General features: G+C 40.8%; 18 protein-coding genes. 3 read left to right on the forward strand and 15 right to left on the reverse strand.

Annotated elements, in window-relative coordinates; all coding sequences use genetic code 11:
* Positions 1-29: 29 nt before the first annotated feature.
* From KJR31_RS05330 to KJR31_RS05360, 7 genes are all read right to left on the reverse strand, one after another.
* A complete protein-coding gene (locus KJR31_RS05330) occupies positions 30-731 on the reverse strand; it encodes a M57 family metalloprotease (RefSeq protein ID WP_214262527.1) in 702 nt (233 codons plus the stop codon).
* A gap of 108 nt (positions 732-839) precedes the next feature.
* Positions 840-1,619 (reverse strand): alpha/beta hydrolase, encoded by a 780-nt coding sequence (locus tag KJR31_RS05335; RefSeq protein WP_214262405.1) that lies wholly within the window; start codon positions 1,617-1,619, stop codon positions 840-842.
* Between the two features lie 68 nt (positions 1,620-1,687).
* On the reverse strand, positions 1,688-3,349 hold the full coding sequence (locus tag KJR31_RS05340) for a ribonuclease J (RefSeq protein WP_214262406.1): 1,662 nt from the start codon (positions 3,347-3,349) through the stop codon (positions 1,688-1,690).
* A gap of 313 nt (positions 3,350-3,662) precedes the next feature.
* Complete coding sequence (locus KJR31_RS05345; RefSeq protein ID WP_214262407.1) at positions 3,663-4,325, reverse strand: COG3942 and LysM peptidoglycan-binding domain-containing protein; 663 nt, start codon at positions 4,323-4,325, stop codon at positions 3,663-3,665.
* Between the two features lie 191 nt (positions 4,326-4,516).
* Positions 4,517-6,736 (reverse strand): single-stranded-DNA-specific exonuclease RecJ, encoded by a 2,220-nt coding sequence (recJ, locus tag KJR31_RS05350; protein WP_214262408.1) that lies wholly within the window; start codon positions 6,734-6,736, stop codon positions 4,517-4,519.
* 195 nt (positions 6,737-6,931) lie between these two features.
* A complete protein-coding gene (locus KJR31_RS05355; protein ID WP_214262409.1) occupies positions 6,932-7,369 on the reverse strand; it encodes an Rrf2 family transcriptional regulator in 438 nt (145 codons plus the stop codon).
* A gap of 70 nt (positions 7,370-7,439) precedes the next feature.
* Positions 7,440-8,279, reverse strand: coding sequence for a metallophosphoesterase family protein (locus KJR31_RS05360; protein WP_214262410.1), 840 nt, complete (start codon positions 8,277-8,279; stop codon positions 7,440-7,442).
* 142 nt (positions 8,280-8,421) lie between these two features.
* Here KJR31_RS05360 and KJR31_RS05365 point away from each other — a divergent pair, with 142 nt between their 5' ends.
* Entirely contained in the window at positions 8,422-8,874 is a 453-nt protein-coding gene (locus tag KJR31_RS05365; RefSeq protein WP_214262411.1) for a universal stress protein, read from the forward strand.
* Between the two features lie 29 nt (positions 8,875-8,903).
* Here the strand turns inward: KJR31_RS05365 and KJR31_RS05370 are convergent, their stop codons facing one another.
* On the reverse strand, positions 8,904-10,295 hold the full coding sequence (locus KJR31_RS05370) for a Cof-type HAD-IIB family hydrolase (RefSeq protein WP_214262412.1): 1,392 nt from the start codon (positions 10,293-10,295) through the stop codon (positions 8,904-8,906).
* A gap of 65 nt (positions 10,296-10,360) precedes the next feature.
* On the opposite strand from KJR31_RS05370, the gene KJR31_RS05375 reads away from it, so the two are divergent.
* Positions 10,361-11,323: an asparaginase gene (locus KJR31_RS05375; protein WP_214262413.1), complete on the forward strand. Its 963-nt coding sequence runs from the start codon at positions 10,361-10,363 to the stop codon at positions 11,321-11,323.
* A gap of 40 nt (positions 11,324-11,363) precedes the next feature.
* Here the strand turns inward: KJR31_RS05375 and ccpA are convergent, their stop codons facing one another.
* Positions 11,364-12,371: a catabolite control protein A gene (ccpA, locus tag KJR31_RS05380; RefSeq protein WP_178895456.1), complete on the reverse strand. Its 1,008-nt coding sequence runs from the start codon at positions 12,369-12,371 to the stop codon at positions 11,364-11,366.
* A 203-nt stretch (positions 12,372-12,574) separates the two neighbouring features.
* Between ccpA and KJR31_RS05385 the strand changes: the two genes are divergently transcribed.
* A complete protein-coding gene (locus tag KJR31_RS05385) occupies positions 12,575-12,892 on the forward strand; it encodes a DUF960 domain-containing protein (RefSeq protein ID WP_004251754.1) in 318 nt (105 codons plus the stop codon).
* A 35-nt stretch (positions 12,893-12,927) separates the two neighbouring features.
* Here the strand turns inward: KJR31_RS05385 and KJR31_RS05390 are convergent, their stop codons facing one another.
* From KJR31_RS05390 to KJR31_RS05415, 6 genes are all read right to left on the reverse strand, one after another.
* Positions 12,928-14,211 (reverse strand): DUF308 domain-containing protein, encoded by a 1,284-nt coding sequence (locus KJR31_RS05390; protein ID WP_214262414.1) that lies wholly within the window; start codon positions 14,209-14,211, stop codon positions 12,928-12,930.
* The gene (gene folK, locus KJR31_RS05395; RefSeq protein ID WP_214262415.1) at positions 14,204-15,025 is read right to left on the reverse strand and encodes a 2-amino-4-hydroxy-6-hydroxymethyldihydropteridine diphosphokinase; all 822 of its coding nucleotides are present in this window, start codon (positions 15,023-15,025) and stop codon (positions 14,204-14,206) included. The genes KJR31_RS05390 and folK overlap by 8 nt, the downstream gene beginning before the upstream one ends.
* 38 nt (positions 15,026-15,063) lie before the next feature.
* A complete protein-coding gene (gene folE / locus KJR31_RS05400) occupies positions 15,064-15,618 on the reverse strand; it encodes a GTP cyclohydrolase I FolE (protein ID WP_214262416.1) in 555 nt (184 codons plus the stop codon).
* A gap of 3 nt (positions 15,619-15,621) precedes the next feature.
* Positions 15,622-16,920 carry a bifunctional folylpolyglutamate synthase/dihydrofolate synthase gene (locus tag KJR31_RS05405; protein ID WP_214262417.1) on the reverse strand — a complete coding sequence of 433 codons (1,299 nt, stop codon included), beginning with the start codon at positions 16,918-16,920 and terminating at the stop codon, positions 15,622-15,624.
* A gap of 1 nt (position 16,921) precedes the next feature.
* Positions 16,922-17,872, reverse strand: a complete 951-nt coding sequence (gene folP / locus KJR31_RS05410; protein ID WP_214262418.1) for a dihydropteroate synthase — start codon at positions 17,870-17,872, stop codon at positions 16,922-16,924.
* Between the two features lie 150 nt (positions 17,873-18,022).
* Positions 18,023-19,222, reverse strand: coding sequence for a phosphoglycerate kinase (locus KJR31_RS05415; protein WP_045614609.1), 1,200 nt, complete (start codon positions 19,220-19,222; stop codon positions 18,023-18,025).
* Between the last annotated feature and the right edge of the window lie 69 nt (positions 19,223-19,291).

The raw sequence follows: 19,291 nt of genomic DNA on the forward strand, positions 1-19,291 counted from the left end.
CATTGCTCATATCAAGAAGCTCTGTTTTCCTAATCTCCTGACTCATAGAGTTCTTGGACCTCTTTTACATCTTGAGCTTGAATACCATAATAAGACCCTGCCGGTTGCATGACTGAAACTTCATTGGTATGCTGCAAACCAATAGCATGTCCTAACTCATGTTCTGCCGTATGCAAGATGCGTTCATAGGTATAGCCATAATTTGGATTGGATAGATAATAATGATTTAAGCGAACAGTCACCGAAGTGAATTGTTTGGTTAGGAGATTGGTTTGACTCTCCGCCTCACCTGCTACAGCTGTCGAACCATCATTCATTTCGGTAGCGAAAATAGTGGCCTGATCTGGTTCTGTTACAAGCTCAAAGTCAAAAGCTCCTGTCTGATTCCAGTTAGCAATAGCTTCTGCGTAGGCCTTTTGAAAAGTCGCATCCATTTGAGGATCAATATAGATCCTTGCTTGCGCTTTTGCCCATTTTGCGCCTGAATCTTGATGATGATCTGTCTGAGACAAACCTTGCAATTTACCAGTTTCTTGCCATTGATCCCAGCCTGCTTGGCCGACTTGAGCCATTTTACTGATTTGATTGAAGGCCCCAGGTAAATCACCTGTCACATACCAGAGAATCCCAAAAGTGATGAGAATGAAGAAGATAAGCGTCCATACAAGGCGCCAAAACATCCGCAAAATTCCTAGTAACAATCGATATAAAACACGAATAATCCAGCCCATAATTTGCCCACCTTTCTCAAAAAAATAAGAACCCATCTTTAAGTCATGGATTTCCATTCTAAAGATAGGTTTATTATTCTACTAAAACAAACTGAAAGAAAGCTAAAATTAAGACAAGCGTTCTTCTAAAACAAAATCGATTGGCAATGTAGTTAAAAAACGTTCCAATTGCTTTTCCCAATAATACCACTCATGAGTTCCTGCACTATGGCTATAGGTCACATCGAAACCAAGTTTCTTAAGATTTTTAACTGCTAGATTATTAGCAGAATATAGATAATCTTGTTCTCCACACCAAAACCAAAGTTTGGTCTCCTTGTCTGACTTTTTAGCAAGGGTTTCAAGTGAGTAAGGACTATTCACCCAATCATTAACTTTGCCAAACACACCTCTCCAGTAAGCACGCGTTCCTAAATCTTGACTCTCAGGAGAAAACTCCTCGAAGCTAAGTGCTCCAGAAAAACTAGCTGCATGTGAGAAACGGTCAGTTGACAGTGCTAACTTAAAGGAACCGTAGCCTCCCATTGATAAACCAGCGATAAAGGTCTTTTCTCGTTTGTTGGTCATATTGGGAAAGAAGCGTTTGAGCACCTTAGGTAGTTCTTCCGCTAGAGCTGTATAGTAGTTATAGCCATACTGAGTATCTGTGTACCAGCCATTACATGTATTTGGCAGGACAACAATCAGATTGGTTCCTCGCACCAAGCGCTCTACGTTGGTCCGTTTAAGCCAACTGTTATGATTTCCTGACATCCCATGAAGGAGATAGAGAACAGGGATATCTGTAGAGTCTGGTTCTGTCACCCGAGATGCATCAGGGTAGAGAACATTTACACCCCACTCCATATCTAAAACTTCTGAATAATACTCAATCTTCATTACTGCCATAACTTGCTCCTTATTCGTTTGAGATAAGAAAAAGCCGAAACTCGACTTTCTCTCTTGCTATTGAATCCTTATTTTGCTTCCATGACTACTGGTAAAATGGCTGGACGACGTTTGGTTTGGTCAAAGAGGAACTTGGCCAAATGATCACGTACCTTACCTTTAAGGTCAGCCCAGTCAAAGTCCTCACCTTGGAGATAGTCCTCAACTGTTTGATTCACCAACTCTGTACTTTCGCGCAGAATATCTCGACTCTTCTTGAGGTAGACAAATCCACGTGTATGCACTCGAGCCTTGGCAATGATTTTCTTCTCGCGACGGTTAACAGTAATAGCCACAATGAAAATACCATCTTCTGACAAGACCTTACGGTCACGAAGAACGACATTCCCAACATCCCCAATGGCATTTCCGTCAATCAAGACATCTCCTGCAGTAACCGCACCAGATGGAACGAAATCTCCATGTTCATAAGACATGATTGTACCTTTTTTCGGGATAAAAATTCGTTCTGGCAACATACCAACAGCCATTGCAGCCTTGGCATGAGCATCCAATTCACGGTATTCCCCTTGGATAGGAAAAAGATACTTGGGTTGCAAAAGGTTGATCATCAATTGCAGATCACGCGCATTTCCATGTCCTGATACACGCAAGCTTTGAGTAATCGGTTTTACGATACCACCCGCTTGGTAGACCATGTTTTCTACCCGTGCCATGACAGCTTCTTTAGCGATTGATGGTGTTGTAACGATATAAACCAAGTCACCATCTTTGATTTCAACATAGCGGTGACGACCGATTGACATTTTACGGAGTCCATTAATCGGTTCACCCATACGACCAGTTTCAAGGATGATTAACTCGTGGTCTTCAAAACGAGACATATCTTTAGGTTTAATCAAGAGACTTTCGTTAGCCAATGACAATTTTTTCAAGCGAATAGCTGTACGAACGATATTTTCAATATCAAATCCCGTCAAAACAACGCGACGACCTGTATCTGCAGCAGCGTCAAAGACCTGCTGAATACGAGAAAGGTTACTTGCAACGGCAGCTACGATGATACGTCCATCCCAGTCAGAAATGGTTTGCGTAATTTCATCACCAACTTCACTTTCACTGGCTACTTGAATATTACTGTCTGCGTTTGCTGAATCACTTAGGAGAGCTAAAACTCCTTCACGACCGATTTCTGCTAAACGACCAAAGTCAGTCGCATAAGATTCGCTAGCCGTTTGGTCAAATTTGAAGTCCCCTGTATAAACGATACTTCCTTCAGATGTTTTTAAAACGACACCCAGACTTTCTGGGATAGAGTGAGTTGTGCGGAAGAAGGAAACCTCCGTACCGCCAAAGTCGATTTCTGTATTTTCATCAATAACATGGAAATCATCGAATTTTTTAGCACTATCATTTCCCTTAACAAAAAGCTTAGCAAGTTCGATGGTCAACTCTGAACCAAAAACAGGAACTTTCACTTCTGACAAAAGATAAGGAAGAGCTCCAATCGCATCCGCATGTCCGTGCGTTAAAAAGACACCTGCAATACGGTCGCTATTTTCAAACAGATATTCCATATTTGGAATAACGACATCGACACCCAACTGTTCATTTTCAGGATATTTCAAACCTGCATCTAAAACGAAGATAGAGTCGTTAATTTCTGCGATGTACATGTTTTTTCCATTTTCACGAACACCGCCTAAAGTTGTTAATTTAATATTGGTCATTTTCCCTCCGAAGTATTACTATAACGTGTTTGTAGAGCCTTCACAACTCTCTTTTTTTAAAAGTTCAATATACTTTTATCCGAATCTTTTCCTCTCATTATACCATTTTTTTACTAATTTTCAAAATGAAGATAGGATTTCAACTAGAGATCATTCACTACTCATCATCAAATAGGTTTTTTGAGATTTCGTCTAAAATCATTAAACGATTAAATCGAATGAAGCTCCGAAATTTCTAGCTGACCAAAATCCTAAAAACTAGGCCGGAGTACATAAAAAAAGATTTAGAAGCTCTAAATCTTTTAAAGTATTTTTAGTTTGGATAAATGTATCTTACAGTACCTCTTGATGCTGTCGGATTAAACCATCCACGATAGTTTCCGATTGGTTGAGTTCCACTGCCATCATAGTTTGCTTCCAATACCTGGATAGAACTTTCACTTTGTACATCTGTCACATAAGCAACGTGGCCATATTCACCGCCATCCCAAACAGCGATTGCTCCTACTACAGGAACATCTCCTGTCTTAAAGCCTTGTGCACTAGCATAGATTGCCCAAGTGTTAGCATTTCCCCACCAGTTGCTCGCCCATGGAGCCAATTCTTTCACGCCCCATGTACACTGACCAACAGGATAAGAATTTCCATAGTTTGTAGGAGTATTTACAACAACATCCTCACCTGCCACTGCATTAACAGTGCTAGTTACTTCATAAGCAGGAGCTTGGTATGAATAGCTAAGTTGAGCTGGACCGCTAACTTCTAGCACATCACCTGGGTGGATAGTATCAAAAATGGTTTTCCCATTATTAGCTGCCAACTCATAAGGATCCATACCACTTGCAGCAGCAATACCAAAAAATGAATCACCGTCTTGAACAACGTAAGAGTCTGCGCTAACAGTTTGAGCACCAACTGTAGCTAAAATAGCTGTAGATGTTAAACCAAGAGTCAGTTTAGCAACTGTTTTTTTCATAACAATTTTCTCCTAAAATTTTATTGATAATTTTTAGTTTTTATGTTGATAAGAGAATCATACCTGATTTACATGTCAGTTGTTTTAGATTTATGTTGTAGTCATGTTACAAATCTGTATACTTTTACTACATAAAGTTAAAAATCACTTACAAAAAGAGACTGAAATAGGTTACTTCAGCCTCTTTGTATTTATTCTTTCATCAAGAAATCATAGATTTCCTGTACTGTACCTAGTGCCATCATTTCTTGGTCTTTAACAGTTTTCTTGAGATTTTGATAAATCTGACTTTCAGCAATATCCCGTTTAGCCGCATCTTTATTAACCCTCATCACACCATTTTCAATGGTGACAAAACCAAGCTCTTCAAAAATTTGAATCATCTTGACGAGTAAGATTTGCTCAATTTTGAGATAGGTTGATAAGTCCTTGAGTTTATAACGAATATCGAATTCTGGGAACTGATAGATCGTCTTATAGAGCTTTGCGAATTGCTCTCTTGTGCCATAGCCCGTCAAATAGTAGGGCTTATCAATATCATTTTTAAAATAAACAGCTGAAAAATCATGCTGTTGGAAAATGTTTTTAAGAATAGTGATATCTTCTGGGAGATTCTTGACAACGATTGCTGGACTCAAGGAAATATCAGGCAATTTTCCTGTAAAATCCAGTACCGATACTCCATCTGGTAGAGCTGCACTCTTCCCACGAATATTAAAGAGTTGAACACCGTCCACACGCGCATCAACCATCATCAACTGAAGGGTTGTTTGCCCATTCCATTGGTTAACAGAAAGGGTAACTGCCAATTCCAGTTGTTTTACCTGAGAAAATTCTGTAGCCTTTGGCCCTTGACCAAATGCTACTACCTCAAAGCTTGCGGTCCCTTTGGATATCTTCAATTTCAGATGACTATCTCCTGCTCCCATAGAACGAGCATTTTCAACTTTAAAATCTCGAATATAAAAAACAGGTTTTTGGTTGTCCATTCCAAAAGGAGCTAAGCGTTCAAAACTTTTAACCGTTTCTAAACTTAGATTTTCCAAATCTAATTCTTCATCTAGATATAAGGTACTCTTCCCTTTGGCATCTATTCCTTTGTCTGTTACATAGGTCTCTAAAATTTCCGATAAGGCGTCTAGCTGTTCAGCCTTGAGCGTCATACCTGCGGCGCCTGCATGCCCACCAAAGGCGATAAAAAGTTCCCGATGCGGGTCCAAGGCTTCAAAGATATCGACGGCTTCAATACTCCGCGCACTACCCTTGGCACGACCATCTTCAATATTGAGAACAATCACCGTTTGTCCCAATTCTTCCAGTAAGCGTCCAGCTACAATCCCAAGCACTCCTGGATTCCAACCTTCTTTGGCCAAAACTTGAACACTTTTGTTAGGGTCTACCAAGCTTTTAGCTTCTTCATAGATGGCTTGAACGATTTCCTTACGTTCTTCATTTTTTTCTTGAATCATGAGGGCAATCTCATGCACCTCTTCATCATCAAAACCAGTCAGTAATTCAATGGCTGGATTGGGGTCATCCAAGCGTCCTAGGGCATTTAATCGCGGTGCTAGTTGAAAACCAACCGTTTCTTCTGTCACATCTCTGCTAGAAATTCCTGCAATTTCAAATAATTCTTGAAGACCAATTCTTTGGGTATTGCGTAAAACCTCTAGACCATACTGAACCATGATACGATTTTCATCCGTCAAACTGACCATATCAGCAATCGTTCCAATAGCAACCAAATCAAGCAACTCAACCTGCGCTTCCTCCAAGAGGGCACAAGCTAGTTTAAAAGCCACTCCACAACCCGCCAAATGTTTAAAGGGATAATCTGCTTCTGGATGTTCAGGATGGACAATTGCATAGGCATCTGGTAAAACTTCTGGCATGGAGTGATGATCTGTTACTATAACATCCACACCCATAGATTGAGCTAAGTCAATAGCCTCATGACCTGCAACTCCATTATCAACAGTTACAATCAAGGATATCCCTTGTTGCTCAATGAAGTACTTGTAGACACTGGCATTCGGACCATAACCATCTGTAAAACGATTAGGAAGATAGACTAAGCACTCGGCTCCTAATTGTTCGAATGTTTCTTTAAGGATTGAAGCTGATGTCATCCCATCTGCATCGTAGTCTCCATAAACGAGAATCAATTCACCCTGCTCTATAGCACGGCGAATACGATTTACTGCCTTGTCCATATCGTGGAGAAGATAAGGATCATGCAAATCATCTAGAGTTGGTGTCAAAAAACGAGACAACTGATCTTCATCCTTAATACCGCGGCTAAATAATAAACGAGCAGCTTCAGGCCCTAGCCCAGCTTTCTTGGCTATCTTTGTAAAATCCGCATCCTCAACTTGAGGTGCAAATTGCCAATTATAAGTTGGAATAATCAAAATTCATCCACTCTTTCTTACGATTCTATCGTTTTATTATAACATGATTTCATGTTTTTCTCCTGATATTCAAACCATATTCTTGCCAAATTTTCAGATTATTTTAGGTGATGTCTAGCATATTTAGTAAAGCAAAAAACACCTAAATAACTAGATTTTTGAGCTTAGTCATTCAGGTATTCATTATTTTCATATTTATTCTTGTATTCTGATTTCTGCATCTGCTACTAGTTGAGCTAGAGTTGTTTGACTCAATTCCTGCTCCATTGCCATCTGAATCTTATCTAGTTTTTGATCCAAAACCCCATGGATATTAGCTCCGACAGGACAGTCAGGATTGGGATTATCATGGAAACTAAAGAGTTGACCAGTCTTTCCAAGGCATTCCACCGCTTGATAAATATCCAAAAGACTGATATCCTCAAGATTTTTGATAATCTCTGCCCCTCCAGTTCCACGCGCGACGGAAATCAAGTCTGCTTTTTTCAGTTGGGACAAGGTTTTACGGATAATAACAGGATTGACTCCAACACTACTAGCTAGAAAATCACTAGTCACCTTGCTTTCCTTCCCTTTTAGGGCAATGATTACCAACATATGTGTCGCAATGGTAAATCGGCTTGAAATTTGCATGCAGTCCTCCTTTATTATCAACAAAGCTCATTCTTCTCTTATATTTATTATACCTTCTAGAGTTGTAATGTCAAGAGTTACGACTAAGCCAGTCATCCAATTCAACATCATGTCCTTGACTTTGAGCGATTTCGTGCAACAAGTCTTGATTGTGGGTATGGTGGATTCCATTGACTAAGCTTTCATAGTATACCTCATAGTAGGGCAATTTCAAATCCCTAGCCAATTGTAATTCTGACTCAACATCGTAATCAACACGACGAAAATCTATATCTTTCAAGCCTTTTTCATCAAAGTCCAAAATCATATACTGGGCCCGCAAATCCTCACGTAGATGTGCTGATAAAAAGAATGGTTGCCCAATTGAGCCTGGGTTCAGGATAAGCTGACCACCACTCCCATAGCGAAGAAATTGCTGATGAATATGCCCATAAATGGCAATATCACAGTCAGGATTGGTTACCAAACGGTCAAAATCCTCCTGCTTGCCAAGATGGATCAGTTCTCTTCCCCAATTTTTATCCGGCAAATGATGGCTTATCCCTACCTTCAGATTTCCAAACTGGCGGTGTGTGTGCATGGGAAATGCCTGTAGAGCTTCAATATCATCTAGACTAATTTCTTCCATAATATACTGGCATTGGCGCAAGAGGTAGCGATGGCTAGGTCTACTTGTATCTAATTTTCGATGAGCAGCTCGCCATAAACTCTCTTCCCAATTTCCCAGAACTCGAATCGTAATCGGCAAGTCCTCTAATCGTCTGAGAATATTTTTTCGTCCTGTTCCAGGCATGAGAATATCTCCCAAGAGCCAATATTCCTCAGCGCCTGCCTTCTCTGCATCCGCTAAAACAGCTTCCAGTGCTTTTGTATTTCCATGGATATCTGAAAGTACCGCAATTTTTGTCATATGATCCCCTCTTGCCTTCTCTCCTTTAATTATAACACTCTCAAAATTAAAGTCAAAAAGCAATTTTGCTATCATGTTTTACTTTACTTTTTTAGTGAAAAGGATTACAATGAAGGTGATAAGAAATGAGGAGGTTTTTGCTATGACACAACGTTACGAAAACATCATGGTAGCAGTCGACGGTTCTAAAGAAGCTGATTTGGCTTTTATCAAAGGAGTTCAGTCAGCATTACGTAACCAGGCTAAATTAACCATCGCCCATGTAATTGATACTCGTGCTCTTCAAAGCATTTCAACATTCGATGCAGAAGTTTACGAAGAGCTACAAGTCGAGGCACAAGACTTGATGGCAGAATATGAAAAGCGTGCAAGAGACGCTGGTCTGAATGATATTCAAGTTGTCATCGAAATGGGAAATCCTAAAACTCTTTTGGCTAAAACAATCCCTGATCAAGAACACGTTGATTTGATTTTGGTTGGAGCAACAGGGCTTAACGCCTTCGAACGTTTGCTTGTCGGATCTTCATCAGAATATATCCTACGCCATACAAGTGTTGACCTTCTCGTCGTTCGAGACAAGGATAAAACTTTATAAACCAAAAATAAAAGGAGCAGATGCTCCTTTTATTTTTGGTTTTCTCTTTCCTTATGACGTTCATAAGCCTTGATTTGGCGCTCTATCTCCTTTTTGATCGCAGGTTCTGGGGCGTATTTTTCTTTCCAGTTATCTGGTTTCAAGATTTTGTGGGTTACTGGATCAAAATGAGCCTTACCATCTGGGAAGATTTTACCCATGTTTGCTTGATGGACAATCTCAAAGATTCTCTCTGGGTCTACCCCCATTAAAACGAAACTTCCATAAGTAAAGTAGAGCGTGTCAATCAAAGCATCCACTTGACCAACGAGGGTTTTCTCAGCTGGTGTTGACTGAGATACTTTTTCGGCAGCTATATCAAGTGCTTGGTGTAAATCCTGCACAGCTTGTTGGAATTCCTCTTCAGAATTGCTTGCAGCACGGACAAATTCAACTAACTCTTCAATCTTAAAGCCAGCACGGTGGGTCGCCCCTTCTAAATCCCAAGCTATAGGTTCTTCTTGAGTTCGCTCATCCATCATACGATGGAAGGTCTTAACCTTGTTGAAATGATAGTCACGACTGACAAAGACTTTTTCAGAAGACAGAACTCCAAAATATTCCAAAGCCTTGTGAATCCCATCGTTTTGGTTGCTGGCAGTAATATGCTTGGCAACTTCTTTTACGCTGCTACTACCATTTCCCATGGCAACAGACATCCCAACACCAGCCAACATTTCCAAATCATTATCCGAGTCTCCAAAAGCCATGACTTGATTGAGATCAAAACCATACTCTTTCCCGACACGACGGATCCCCTCTAACTTAGAATTTCCTTGATTGATAATATCGGCCGCGAAAGGATTACTTCTGGTAAACTTCAGATGGTTTAGTTCTTCAGCAGCATGGTTTGTCTCCTCAGGTGTCATCAGCATGAGGACCTGATAGATTGGTTGGTTGATTAAGTCCAACAAATCATCTTCCTTCTGAGGAAGGGCCTTGCTGATCATCCGATTAAAGGAATGACTTACAGTACGCGTTAAGAACTTAGGCACAAAACGACTAACTAATTGTGACAGAGGACTGAGCCCAAAGGACATAATCCGAGAACCGACAACGTCTTGTCGCGTTCCCATGGCAATCTCTTTTCGATTTTTCTTAGCATAAGAGATGATTTGTCTGAGACTTCTCTTATCAATAGGGCTAGCAAAAAGAACACGATCTTTGTTAAAGATATATTGGCCATTGTAGGTCACTGCAAAATCCAGATCCAAATCATCCATCAAATCCTTAACAAAAAAAGGTCCTCGCCCTGTTGCTACCCCAACAAGCACCCCTTGTTCTTTCACAATCTTGATAGCTTCCTTAGTGGACTTCAAAACACTCTTACTGTCATTTACAAGCGTTCCATCAATATCAAAAAAAACAGCTTTGACTTCCATTCTATCTCATTCCTTTCTTTTATGATACAATGATTATACCACATTTCAGAAAAAGTGAGTGAATCATGACTAAGAAAATCCTTGTTTTACATACTGGTGGCACTATCTCCATGCAGGCAGATGAATCTGGAGCTGTAAGGACTAGTGTTGATAACCCTATGAACCATATCTCTAATCCTCTAGAAGGTGTCGAAGTCCATTCCTTGGATTTTTTAAATTTACCTAGCCCACACATCAAGCCCAAGCATATGTTAGCTCTTTACAAAAAGATAAAAGAAGAGGCATCGTCCTATGATGGTGTTGTGATTACACATGGGACAGATACCCTAGAAGAAACGGCTTATTTCCTCGATACCATGGAAGTCCCTCATATGCCTATCGTCCTGACAGGCGCTATGAGAAGCTCCAATGAACTAGGAAGCGATGGCGTCTACAATTATCTCAGTGCCCTACGCGTCGCGAGTGACGATAAAGCTGCTGACAAGGGTGTCTTGGTCGTGATGAATGACGAAATTCACGCTGCTAAGTATGTGACCAAGACGCATACGACGAATGTTAGCACCTTTCAAACACCGACCCATGGCCCTCTTGGGCTCATTATGAAGCAGGAAATTCTCTACTTCAAAACGGCTGAACCTCGTGTTCGTTTTGACCTTGAGAGCATTCAAGGGTTGGTCCCTATTATCCCTGTTTATGCGGGCATGACCGATGAACTTCTCGATTTACTTCCTGTTAACCAACTAGATGGATTGATTATTCAGGCTTTTGGCGCTGGAAATGTACCAAAGGAAACAGCTGAAAAATTAAAATCTCTCAGTCAAGCAGGACTTCCTATTGCACTAGTCTCACGTTGTTTCAATGGGATTGCAGAACCTGTTTACGCCTACGAAGGCGGTGGTGTTTGTCTTCAGAATGATGGTGTATATTTTGTAAAAGAACTAAACGCTCAGAAAGCGCGGCTAAAGCTCCTCATTGCAGTTAATGCAGGACTTAAAGGTGACGAGCTCCGAGCATATATGGAAGGATAAGAAAAACCCAGGAAATCAGTTAGATTCCTGGGGATTTTTATTACTTTTTGCGAGTTGATTTGCGTTCTGTCAAACCGTGAGGGAGAAGAACTTCACGTTCCTCCAATTCTTCCTTATGCATAATCTTCGTCAACATACGCATACTGATCGCACCAAGGTCATACAAGGGTTGTGCGATAGTTGTCAAATTTGGTCGAGTATAGCGTGCGATTTGAGAATCATCACTTGTAATGATTTCAAAGTCTTCTGGTACTGAAATGCCATGGTCAGCCAAACCATTCAAGAGACCTGCCGCTAATTCATCACCCGTCACAATAGCTGCTGTTGCTTTAGAAGAAATCAAGCGTTCTGCCAAGGCATAACCATCGTCATAGCGATATTTTGATTCGAATACAAGACCTTCACTATAGTTGACTCCAGCTTCTTTCAAAGCTTCCTTATATCCAACCAAGCGAACCTTACCATTGATATCATCAACTAAGGGACCACTCACAAAAGCAATCTTTTTGTTACGTTTCAACAAATGGCGAACAGCATCCGCAGTAGCATTCTTATAGTCAATATTGACACTTGGAAGCTGGTGTTCTACGTCCACTGTTCCTGCAAGAACTACAGGGGTGCGTGAGCGTGAAAACTCTGAACGAATCTTTTCTGTCAAATGGTAGCCCATAAAGATAATACCATCGACTTGTTTTGAAAAGAGTGTATTAACTACTGCTACTTCTTTTTCATCATCTTCATCGCTATTAGCAAGGACGATGTTGTATTTGTACATTTCGGCAATATCATCAATCCCTTTTGCCAGAGCAGCGAAATAAGTATTTGTGATATCTGGAATGACAACACCAACAGTTGTTGTTCGTTTGCTTGCCAAGCCACGAGCTACTGCATTGGGACGATAGTCTAGGCGTTCAATAACCTCTAGAACTTTCTTACGAGTGTTCTCTTTGACATTCTTATTACCATTGACTACACGACTGACTGTTGCCATTGAAACTCCTGCTTCTCGGGCAACGTCATAAATTGTTACTGTATCATCTGTGTTCATACCGTTTCCTTTCTAATGTTGAAAATTTTGTTTTCATGTTTACACCATTACTAGTTTACCACTAATTGTAAGCATTTTCAAGGGATATATAAAGTTTCTTTGAAAAAATTTCACCGATAATCATATTTTTGTAATCAGTTTACTTTTCTTGATTTTTAGGCCAGTTTGCAGTATGATAATAAAAAATTAAGTAGGAGGTATCAATGGCTTTTACGGATTCACATAGACGTTGTGCCAGCTTTGGTGTGGTAACCAATCTCCCAGACGATGTCATCGACTCAATCTGGTATATTATCGATCATTTTTTAAAGCATGTATTTGAACTAGAAGATGAGTTAGAATTTCAACTTTTAAACAGTAACGGTTCCATCACCTTCCGTTTTTCAAGCGAGCATCTACCTACAACGATTGACTTCGATTTTAATCATCCCTTTGACCCATTGTATCCACCGAAAGTACTTGTTATGGATATGGACGGCAAGGAAACTATCCTCCTCCCTGAAGAAAATGACCTATTTTAAAAACTCTAGCCTTCTGACTAGAGTTTTATTTTTTTTTAATAAACAGAACGACTGACTACGATGCCACTCGGTTTTTTAAATTCTAAATCAAGATAGTCCTGATAAGTCCCAGGAACGATAAAACCTTGGGGACTCAGGATATCAGTTCCAGCCTCTCCAACAATAGAGTCGGCCAATAGAACACAGTTGGTACTGAGAACAAAGTAGGTTTTAAATTTAGATGATGTGAACTTATAGAGTGTCGCATCAGCCTCGTATTTCAGCTGATAAGAGTAGGTATGTTTGACCTCTCCTTCCCTTCTTTTCAGCAGTTGTGAACTTGGCTCCCAAGGTATCAAGAGGCTTTCTATCTCTCTCAATCGTTCTTCGATGGCTTTTTTCTGTTGTTCAGAAAGGCTTAAACCATAGGCGAATAGGGTTTTCTGGCTTTCTCTCTTACAAAGTTCAATATATTTTTCACGATTAGCCTTAAATAATACTCCGTCACCGATTGCCCCAAACAAGCGCTCTGAGTGAGGGTCATAAGAACCGTAGGAAATAACCTGACCTTGGTAGCAAATATCTACATGGCCCATGGCCAAGAAGAAGGATGATTCTGAAGTATGGATGAAAATTTCTAAGTCAACAGATTTTTCATTTTTTCTCTCCAAATGCACTTCGTTTTCTTCCGTCTGATGGGTAGCTAAGGTTTCATTCCATCTTCGTAAGGTACTAATAGGAATTAAAGCCGTCACAAATATAGGCAGTGTCATTCTCATTCTGCGCTTGAGCTTTGGATTACTTCTCCCTTTTTCAAAAAAGAATCCATCCCTGACACTACTCGCTCCCAACATGATTAAGTAAAAACCAAGCAGGAGCAACTCAAAATTTGTTGCATCATGAAAAGGGGAGATACTATAGAGACCAAATCCCATCATCCACAAAGCATCGAATAAGTAATTGACCCTTGGGCGAATATGATTCTTCCGATAAATCAACCAGGTAATCAGGCTAATCAGACCTGTAAACAATTGATAACTACCAATAGAAATAACCAAGACATAGAGGGCAATCCCCTGCAAGATGACAGAGTCAAATAGAATGACTGCAAGAAAGAGTTTGGCTAGAGTTACAAAAATATTTTCTCTGCGAGACTTTTCCTGAAACCATCGCGTCAATAGTTGCCAAACGGCAGACAAAGAAAAATAACCCATTAATAGCTGGTAACCTAACATCGGTACCAGCTGCCCAAAACAAATCAAGAGAAGGCCTAGGGTTATGGCTACTGCACCCTCCCCTAGACTTCTCCATTTACTATAAGTTTCGGAAAACTTAGGCATTTTCTTTCTCCAATTGACTATATAAGTGACGAATCGGTTGTCCTAGCACTGGATGAATAAAATGCGGAGCTATTTCTTGAAGGGATTCTAGGACAAAAAGGCGCTCGGGAATATAGGGATGCGGCAAGATGAGGGCGTCAGTATAGATCACTTGGTCCTCTACAAAGAGCAAATCCAAGTCAATCAAGCGTGGTCCCCAATGTACCTCTCTAACTCGTCCCATTTCTGACTCAATCGCCAACAAGGTTTCTAACAAGATTGGAGCTGGCAACCAGGTTTCCACTTCAATGACTTGATTGGCAAAGCTAGCTTGCTCTACCCCGCCCCAAGGTTCAGTCGTAATTACGCTAGACTCCTTGAGAACATGGATGCCACGAGCTCGCATTTTATCAATCGCTTGCTCAAGATTAGCTGTCTTATCACCCATATTACTTCCTAGAGCGATAAAAGCTCGTTGTTTACGACGATGGATGGTTACTGAACAGGTATCTAGTGGTAAATGGACAGGTGCCCATGGTTTTTTAAGTTCTAGCTCAATTTCTTGAACGATAGGGTAAGTATCAAAAGTTCGTTCTACTAGTTTATAAGCTACTGTTTCAATCAGGTCTTCAGTGGTTTCCTGGAACCAAGTCGTCCATTGCTGACAAAGTTCTCCATAATGGATAGAAGACTCCAAGTCCAACTCCGTCGCAGCCTTGGTCATATCATAGGATAAGCTAGCTGAAATGACAAACTTTTGCCCTAATTCCTTCTCACTAGGGAAGAGTCCATGAAAGGCGAAAACTTCCAGATCCTTAATGCGCAATTGATCCATAACTAGTCCTTTCTAGAAAAAATCGTTTGAAGCGATTTTTATAACCCCATGAGACGGTATGCTTGATCTCGAAGATCTTTGTCTGTCTCAAATACTCCACGAGCTACTGTTGTCAAGGTTGCAGTTCCTGGTTTTCGAACACCTCGCATGCTCATACACATATGCTCTGCTTCAATCACAACAAATGCTCCCTTAGCACCTAGATATTCCATCAAAGCATCGGCCACTTCGATATTCAAGCGTTCTTGAATCTGTGGCTTTTTAGCATAAACTTCAACTGTACGTGCTAGCTTTGACAAACCTGCCACGCGTCCATCTGGAATGTAGGCGATATGGGCTTTCCCATAAAACGGTAAGAAGTGGTGTTCACACATGGTATGGAAAAAAATATCCTTTTCCACTACCATATTGTCATCAATAATCTCAAAGGATTTTGACAAATGTTCCTCTGCAGTTTGACCAAGTCCTGAAAAAATCTCTTGGTACATGCGAGCTACACGGGCAGGAGTTTCCTGCAAGCCTTCGCGGTTGACATCTTCACCTACTGCCTCGATAATCATTTTGACAGCCGTCTCAATTTTTTGTGTATCCATTCGCTAGTTTTTCCTCTCCATCAGATAGGCTCTCACCTGGCTCAAGAAATACAAGGAGCCCGTGATGATCCTAACTGTTTTTTCCTCTTCATTTTCTGGTTTTTTCTGATCTAGAAATGCCTGCCAACTTTGATAATTGAGATTTCTAGAATGAGCTGCTTGTCTGAGCACCTCTTCGTCTGTTGCTCGACCATCATCAAAGTGAGTAAGTGTAAGCTCAGTATCTGGCAAGGTTTCTAATAAATCTAACATGTCCTCCAAGGCCTTGGTTTTGATGCATGTAAAAAGTATTTCCTTGTGATAATCAGCAAATCGTTCTTTCAGGGTAGCTAATAAAGCTTTGATTGCATGTGGGTTGTGGGCCCCATCTAAAATCATCAAGGGACTTCTAGAAACAACTTCAAAGCGTCCAGGCCAACTTGTTTCTTCTACGGCTTGAGCCACTAAATCATTTTCTGGCAATTCTCGACCAGTCTCCTGACAATAGGCATCCAACAAAGTTAGAGCCATCCCAGCATTCTCTATCTGGTGCAAACCCAGCAGACCTGTTTGAAAGCGACCTTGTCTAACAGAACTTGTATAGTCAAATACCTCTCCAGTGATAATACTTTCACGATGGCTAACCTGATAATCTCTTCCATAAAAAATTCTAGCAGCCTGTTTTTCCTCTGCAATTTGGTCTATCACAGCCAATGCTTCTGGGACAATGTGACCAGTCACTAGAGGAATTCCTTGTTTGATAATCCCTGCTTTCTGCTCTGCTATGGCTTCCAAGCTATCCCCTAGTAAAGCTACGTGATCTAGGCCAATAGTCGTAATACCTGTTAGGATAGGCTGACAAACATTGGTACTATCCAAAAGTCCGCCCATACCAACTTCCATAATAGCTACATCCACTTGCTCAGAAGCAAAATAGTCATAGGCTATAGCAGTGATAATCTCAAACTCTGTCGTTCCCTGCAAATCATGAGCATGCTCCCCCTCAAGTAGTGAGCGATAGTCTACCATCAAGGTCTCTAATCTTGCTTCTGGGATAGATTCCTCATTAATGGCAATCTGATCCGTGTAATGAATCAGATAGGGTGAGCTAAAGACTCCAACTCTTATCCCCATCTCTCCCAACATATTCTTCAAAAAGGCTATAGTAGATCCCTTCCCATTGGTTCCTCCGATATGGATAACCTTGAGTTTCAGATGGGGATTGCCACGTAAGGCTAATAGCTTCACCATCCTCTCCAAACCAAAATGCGGTTGGTCTGTCCGATAGTTAGCTATCCACTGATTCGTTTCGTTTTTATTCATCTTATTTATACTGTTTCAGGTTTAAATTTTCCGCATCATCTGCCAGACGAATGGCTGATGCGATTTCAACTGCCATCTTGTGGCTGGCTACATCGTGTACACGCACCACTTCTACACCCTGCCTAGCAGCGATACTAGTCACATGAGCTGAAGCAGTATCACGATTGCGGAAGCCTTCTTCAGTTTCCGGGTTTACTTCAAAACCATTTTCTTCCAGAATATTGATGACAAAGCGCTTGCGAGAGACTCCTAAAAAGATAGGATAGCCCATCTCGTGTAATTTATCAAGGTCACGTAGAAGTATGAGGTTTTCCTTTTTGGTCAAGCCAAAGCCAATCCCTAGATCCAGCATGATGTTTTCTTTCGAAACTCCTGCTTTTTCCGCTCTTTCTAGAGCACGGTTAAAGAAAGCTGTCATCAATTCTTCTACTGGTAGTTTTTCAAACTCATCTAAGTCTTCCTTTGTAAAAGGCTCTCCAAAGCCAAAATGAGGGAAGATAAGTGAACTAGGGTGCTGAGGGCGTGCCATGACTGGATTAAACATGATGACTACCTGAGCTCCAGCTTTAGCAACCACATCAGCCATCTTCTCATCACCCATGAGACCAGTAATGTCATTGACTATATGGGCACCAGCTTTTAGAGCTGCTTCTGCAACTTGACTTTTCCAAGTGTCTACCGAAATCAGAACATCACTTTCTTGACGGATAGCCTTAATGACTGGAACCACACGCTGGATTTCCTCTTCAATCTCAACATAGCTACTTCCAGGTCGAGGTCGAGTAGACTCTCCACCGATATCTAAAATAGTGGCACCTTCAGCAATCAATTTTCGAGCTTGTTTTAAGGCTTCTTCAAAAGCAAAAAATTGGCCCCCATCAGAGAAAGAATCTGGGGTGACATTGATAATACCGCAAATAGCTGTTTTTGTATGATTGTCTCTTTTTTCCACGATTATTACTCAAATTTCATTTATATTGGTATTTCTCTATTTTACTGTTTTTTTTGGATTCTGTCCAATTATCCCTCAGTAACTAAATATCTCTTGAACTATATAAGGGCGCAAAAAAAGGAGAACCTGAGTCCTCCTTTTTAGGTTTTCTTATTTTTCAGTCAAAGCTGCAAGACCTGGAAGTTCTTTACCTTCGAGGAGTTCCATTGAAGCACCACCACCAGTAGAGATCCATGAGAATTTGTCTGCACGTCCAAGGTTGATCGCTGCAGCAGCTGAGTCACCACCACCGATGATTGATTTAACGCCTGGTTGTTTCACGATAGCGTCCATCACACCGATTGTACCAGCTTGGAAGTCAGGGTTTTCAAATACACCCATTGGTCCGTTCCATACAACTGTTTTCGCACCAGTCAATTCTTGGTCGAATTTAGCGATTGATTTAGGACCGATATCAAGACCAAGGAATCCTGGGTCTACTGCTTCACCTTCAGTATCTTTCACTTCAGTGTAGTCAGCAAATGCGTTCGCTTCTTTTGAGTCAACTGGCAAGATCAATTTACCGTTTGATTTTTCAAGAAGAGATTTAGCAACATCCAATTTGTCTTCTTCTACAAGTGAGTTACCGATTTCGATACCTTGTGCTTTGTAGAATGTGTAAGTCATACCACCACCGATAAGAACTTTATCAGCTTTTTCAAGCAAGTTTTCGATAACACCGATCTTGTCTGAAACTTTTGAACCACCAAGGATGGCTACGAATGGACGTTCTGGAGCTTCAACTGCTTCTTTGATGTAAGCAATTTCGTTTTCAAGAAGGAAACCAGCAACAGCTTTTTCAACGTTTGCTGAGATACCAACGTTCGATGCGTGTGCACGGTGAGCTGTACCAAATGCATCGTTTACGAAGATACCATCTCCAAGTGATGCCCAGTATTTACCAAGTTCAGGATCGTTTTTAGATTCTTTCTTGCCGTCAACATCTTCGTAACGAGTGTTTTCAACCAAGAGAACTTGTCCATCTTCAAGAGCGTTAACAGCTGCTTCCAATTCAGCACCACGAGTAACACCTGGGATAAATTTAACTTCTTGACCCAATTTAGCAGCCAAGTCAGCAGCTACAGGAGCAAGTGATTTACCTTCTTTATCTGCTTCTTCTTTTACACGTCCAAGGTGAGAGAAGAGGATTGCACGTCCACCTTGTTCAAGGATATACTTAATAGTTGGAAGAGCTGCAGTGATACGGTTGTCGTTAGTAATCACGCCATCTTTTACAGGTACGTTGAAGTCAACACGAACGAGAACTTTTTTCCCTTTCAAGTCAACGTCTTTAACAGTCAATTTTGCCATTATATATGACTCCTTCTTTTTTTTTACGTGTTAATTATATCACAAAATCAATAAAAGAGATAGCAAAAC

This window comes from Streptococcus infantis, from assembly GCF_018499575.1.
GTDB lineage: Bacteria > Bacillota > Bacilli > Lactobacillales > Streptococcaceae > Streptococcus > Streptococcus infantis_K.

Bases quoted from the DNA above. Each gene is read 5' to 3' on its own strand.
- KJR31_RS05330 (WP_214262527.1), bottom strand. From the start codon at position 731: ATGGGCTGGATTATTCGTGTTTTATATCGATTGTTACTAGGAATTTTG.
- KJR31_RS05335 (WP_214262405.1), bottom strand. From the start codon at position 1,619: ATGGCAGTAATGAAGATTGAGTATTATTCAGAAGTTTTAGATATGGAG.
- KJR31_RS05340 (WP_214262406.1), bottom strand. From the start codon at position 3,349: ATGACCAATATTAAATTAACAACTTTAGGCGGTGTTCGTGAAAATGGA.
- KJR31_RS05345 (WP_214262407.1), bottom strand. From the start codon at position 4,325: ATGAAAAAAACAGTTGCTAAACTGACTCTTGGTTTAACATCTACAGCT.
- KJR31_RS05355 (WP_214262409.1), bottom strand. From the start codon at position 7,369: ATGCAAATTTCAAGCCGATTTACCATTGCGACACATATGTTGGTAATC.
- KJR31_RS05360 (WP_214262410.1), bottom strand. From the start codon at position 8,279: ATGACAAAAATTGCGGTACTTTCAGATATCCATGGAAATACAAAAGCA.
- KJR31_RS05365 (WP_214262411.1), top strand. From the start codon at position 8,422: ATGACACAACGTTACGAAAACATCATGGTAGCAGTCGACGGTTCTAAA.
- KJR31_RS05370 (WP_214262412.1), bottom strand. From the start codon at position 10,295: ATGGAAGTCAAAGCTGTTTTTTTTGATATTGATGGAACGCTTGTAAAT.
- KJR31_RS05375 (WP_214262413.1), top strand. From the start codon at position 10,361: ATGACTAAGAAAATCCTTGTTTTACATACTGGTGGCACTATCTCCATG.
- ccpA (WP_178895456.1), bottom strand. From the start codon at position 12,371: ATGAACACAGATGATACAGTAACAATTTATGACGTTGCCCGAGAAGCA.
- KJR31_RS05385 (WP_004251754.1), top strand. From the start codon at position 12,575: ATGGCTTTTACGGATTCACATAGACGTTGTGCCAGCTTTGGTGTGGTA.
- KJR31_RS05390 (WP_214262414.1), bottom strand. From the start codon at position 14,211: ATGCCTAAGTTTTCCGAAACTTATAGTAAATGGAGAAGTCTAGGGGAG.
- folK (WP_214262415.1), bottom strand. From the start codon at position 15,025: ATGGATCAATTGCGCATTAAGGATCTGGAAGTTTTCGCCTTTCATGGA.
- folE (WP_214262416.1), bottom strand. From the start codon at position 15,618: ATGGATACACAAAAAATTGAGACGGCTGTCAAAATGATTATCGAGGCA.
- KJR31_RS05405 (WP_214262417.1), bottom strand. From the start codon at position 16,920: ATGAATAAAAACGAAACGAATCAGTGGATAGCTAACTATCGGACAGAC.
- KJR31_RS05415 (WP_045614609.1), bottom strand. From the start codon at position 19,222: ATGGCAAAATTGACTGTTAAAGACGTTGACTTGAAAGGGAAAAAAGTT.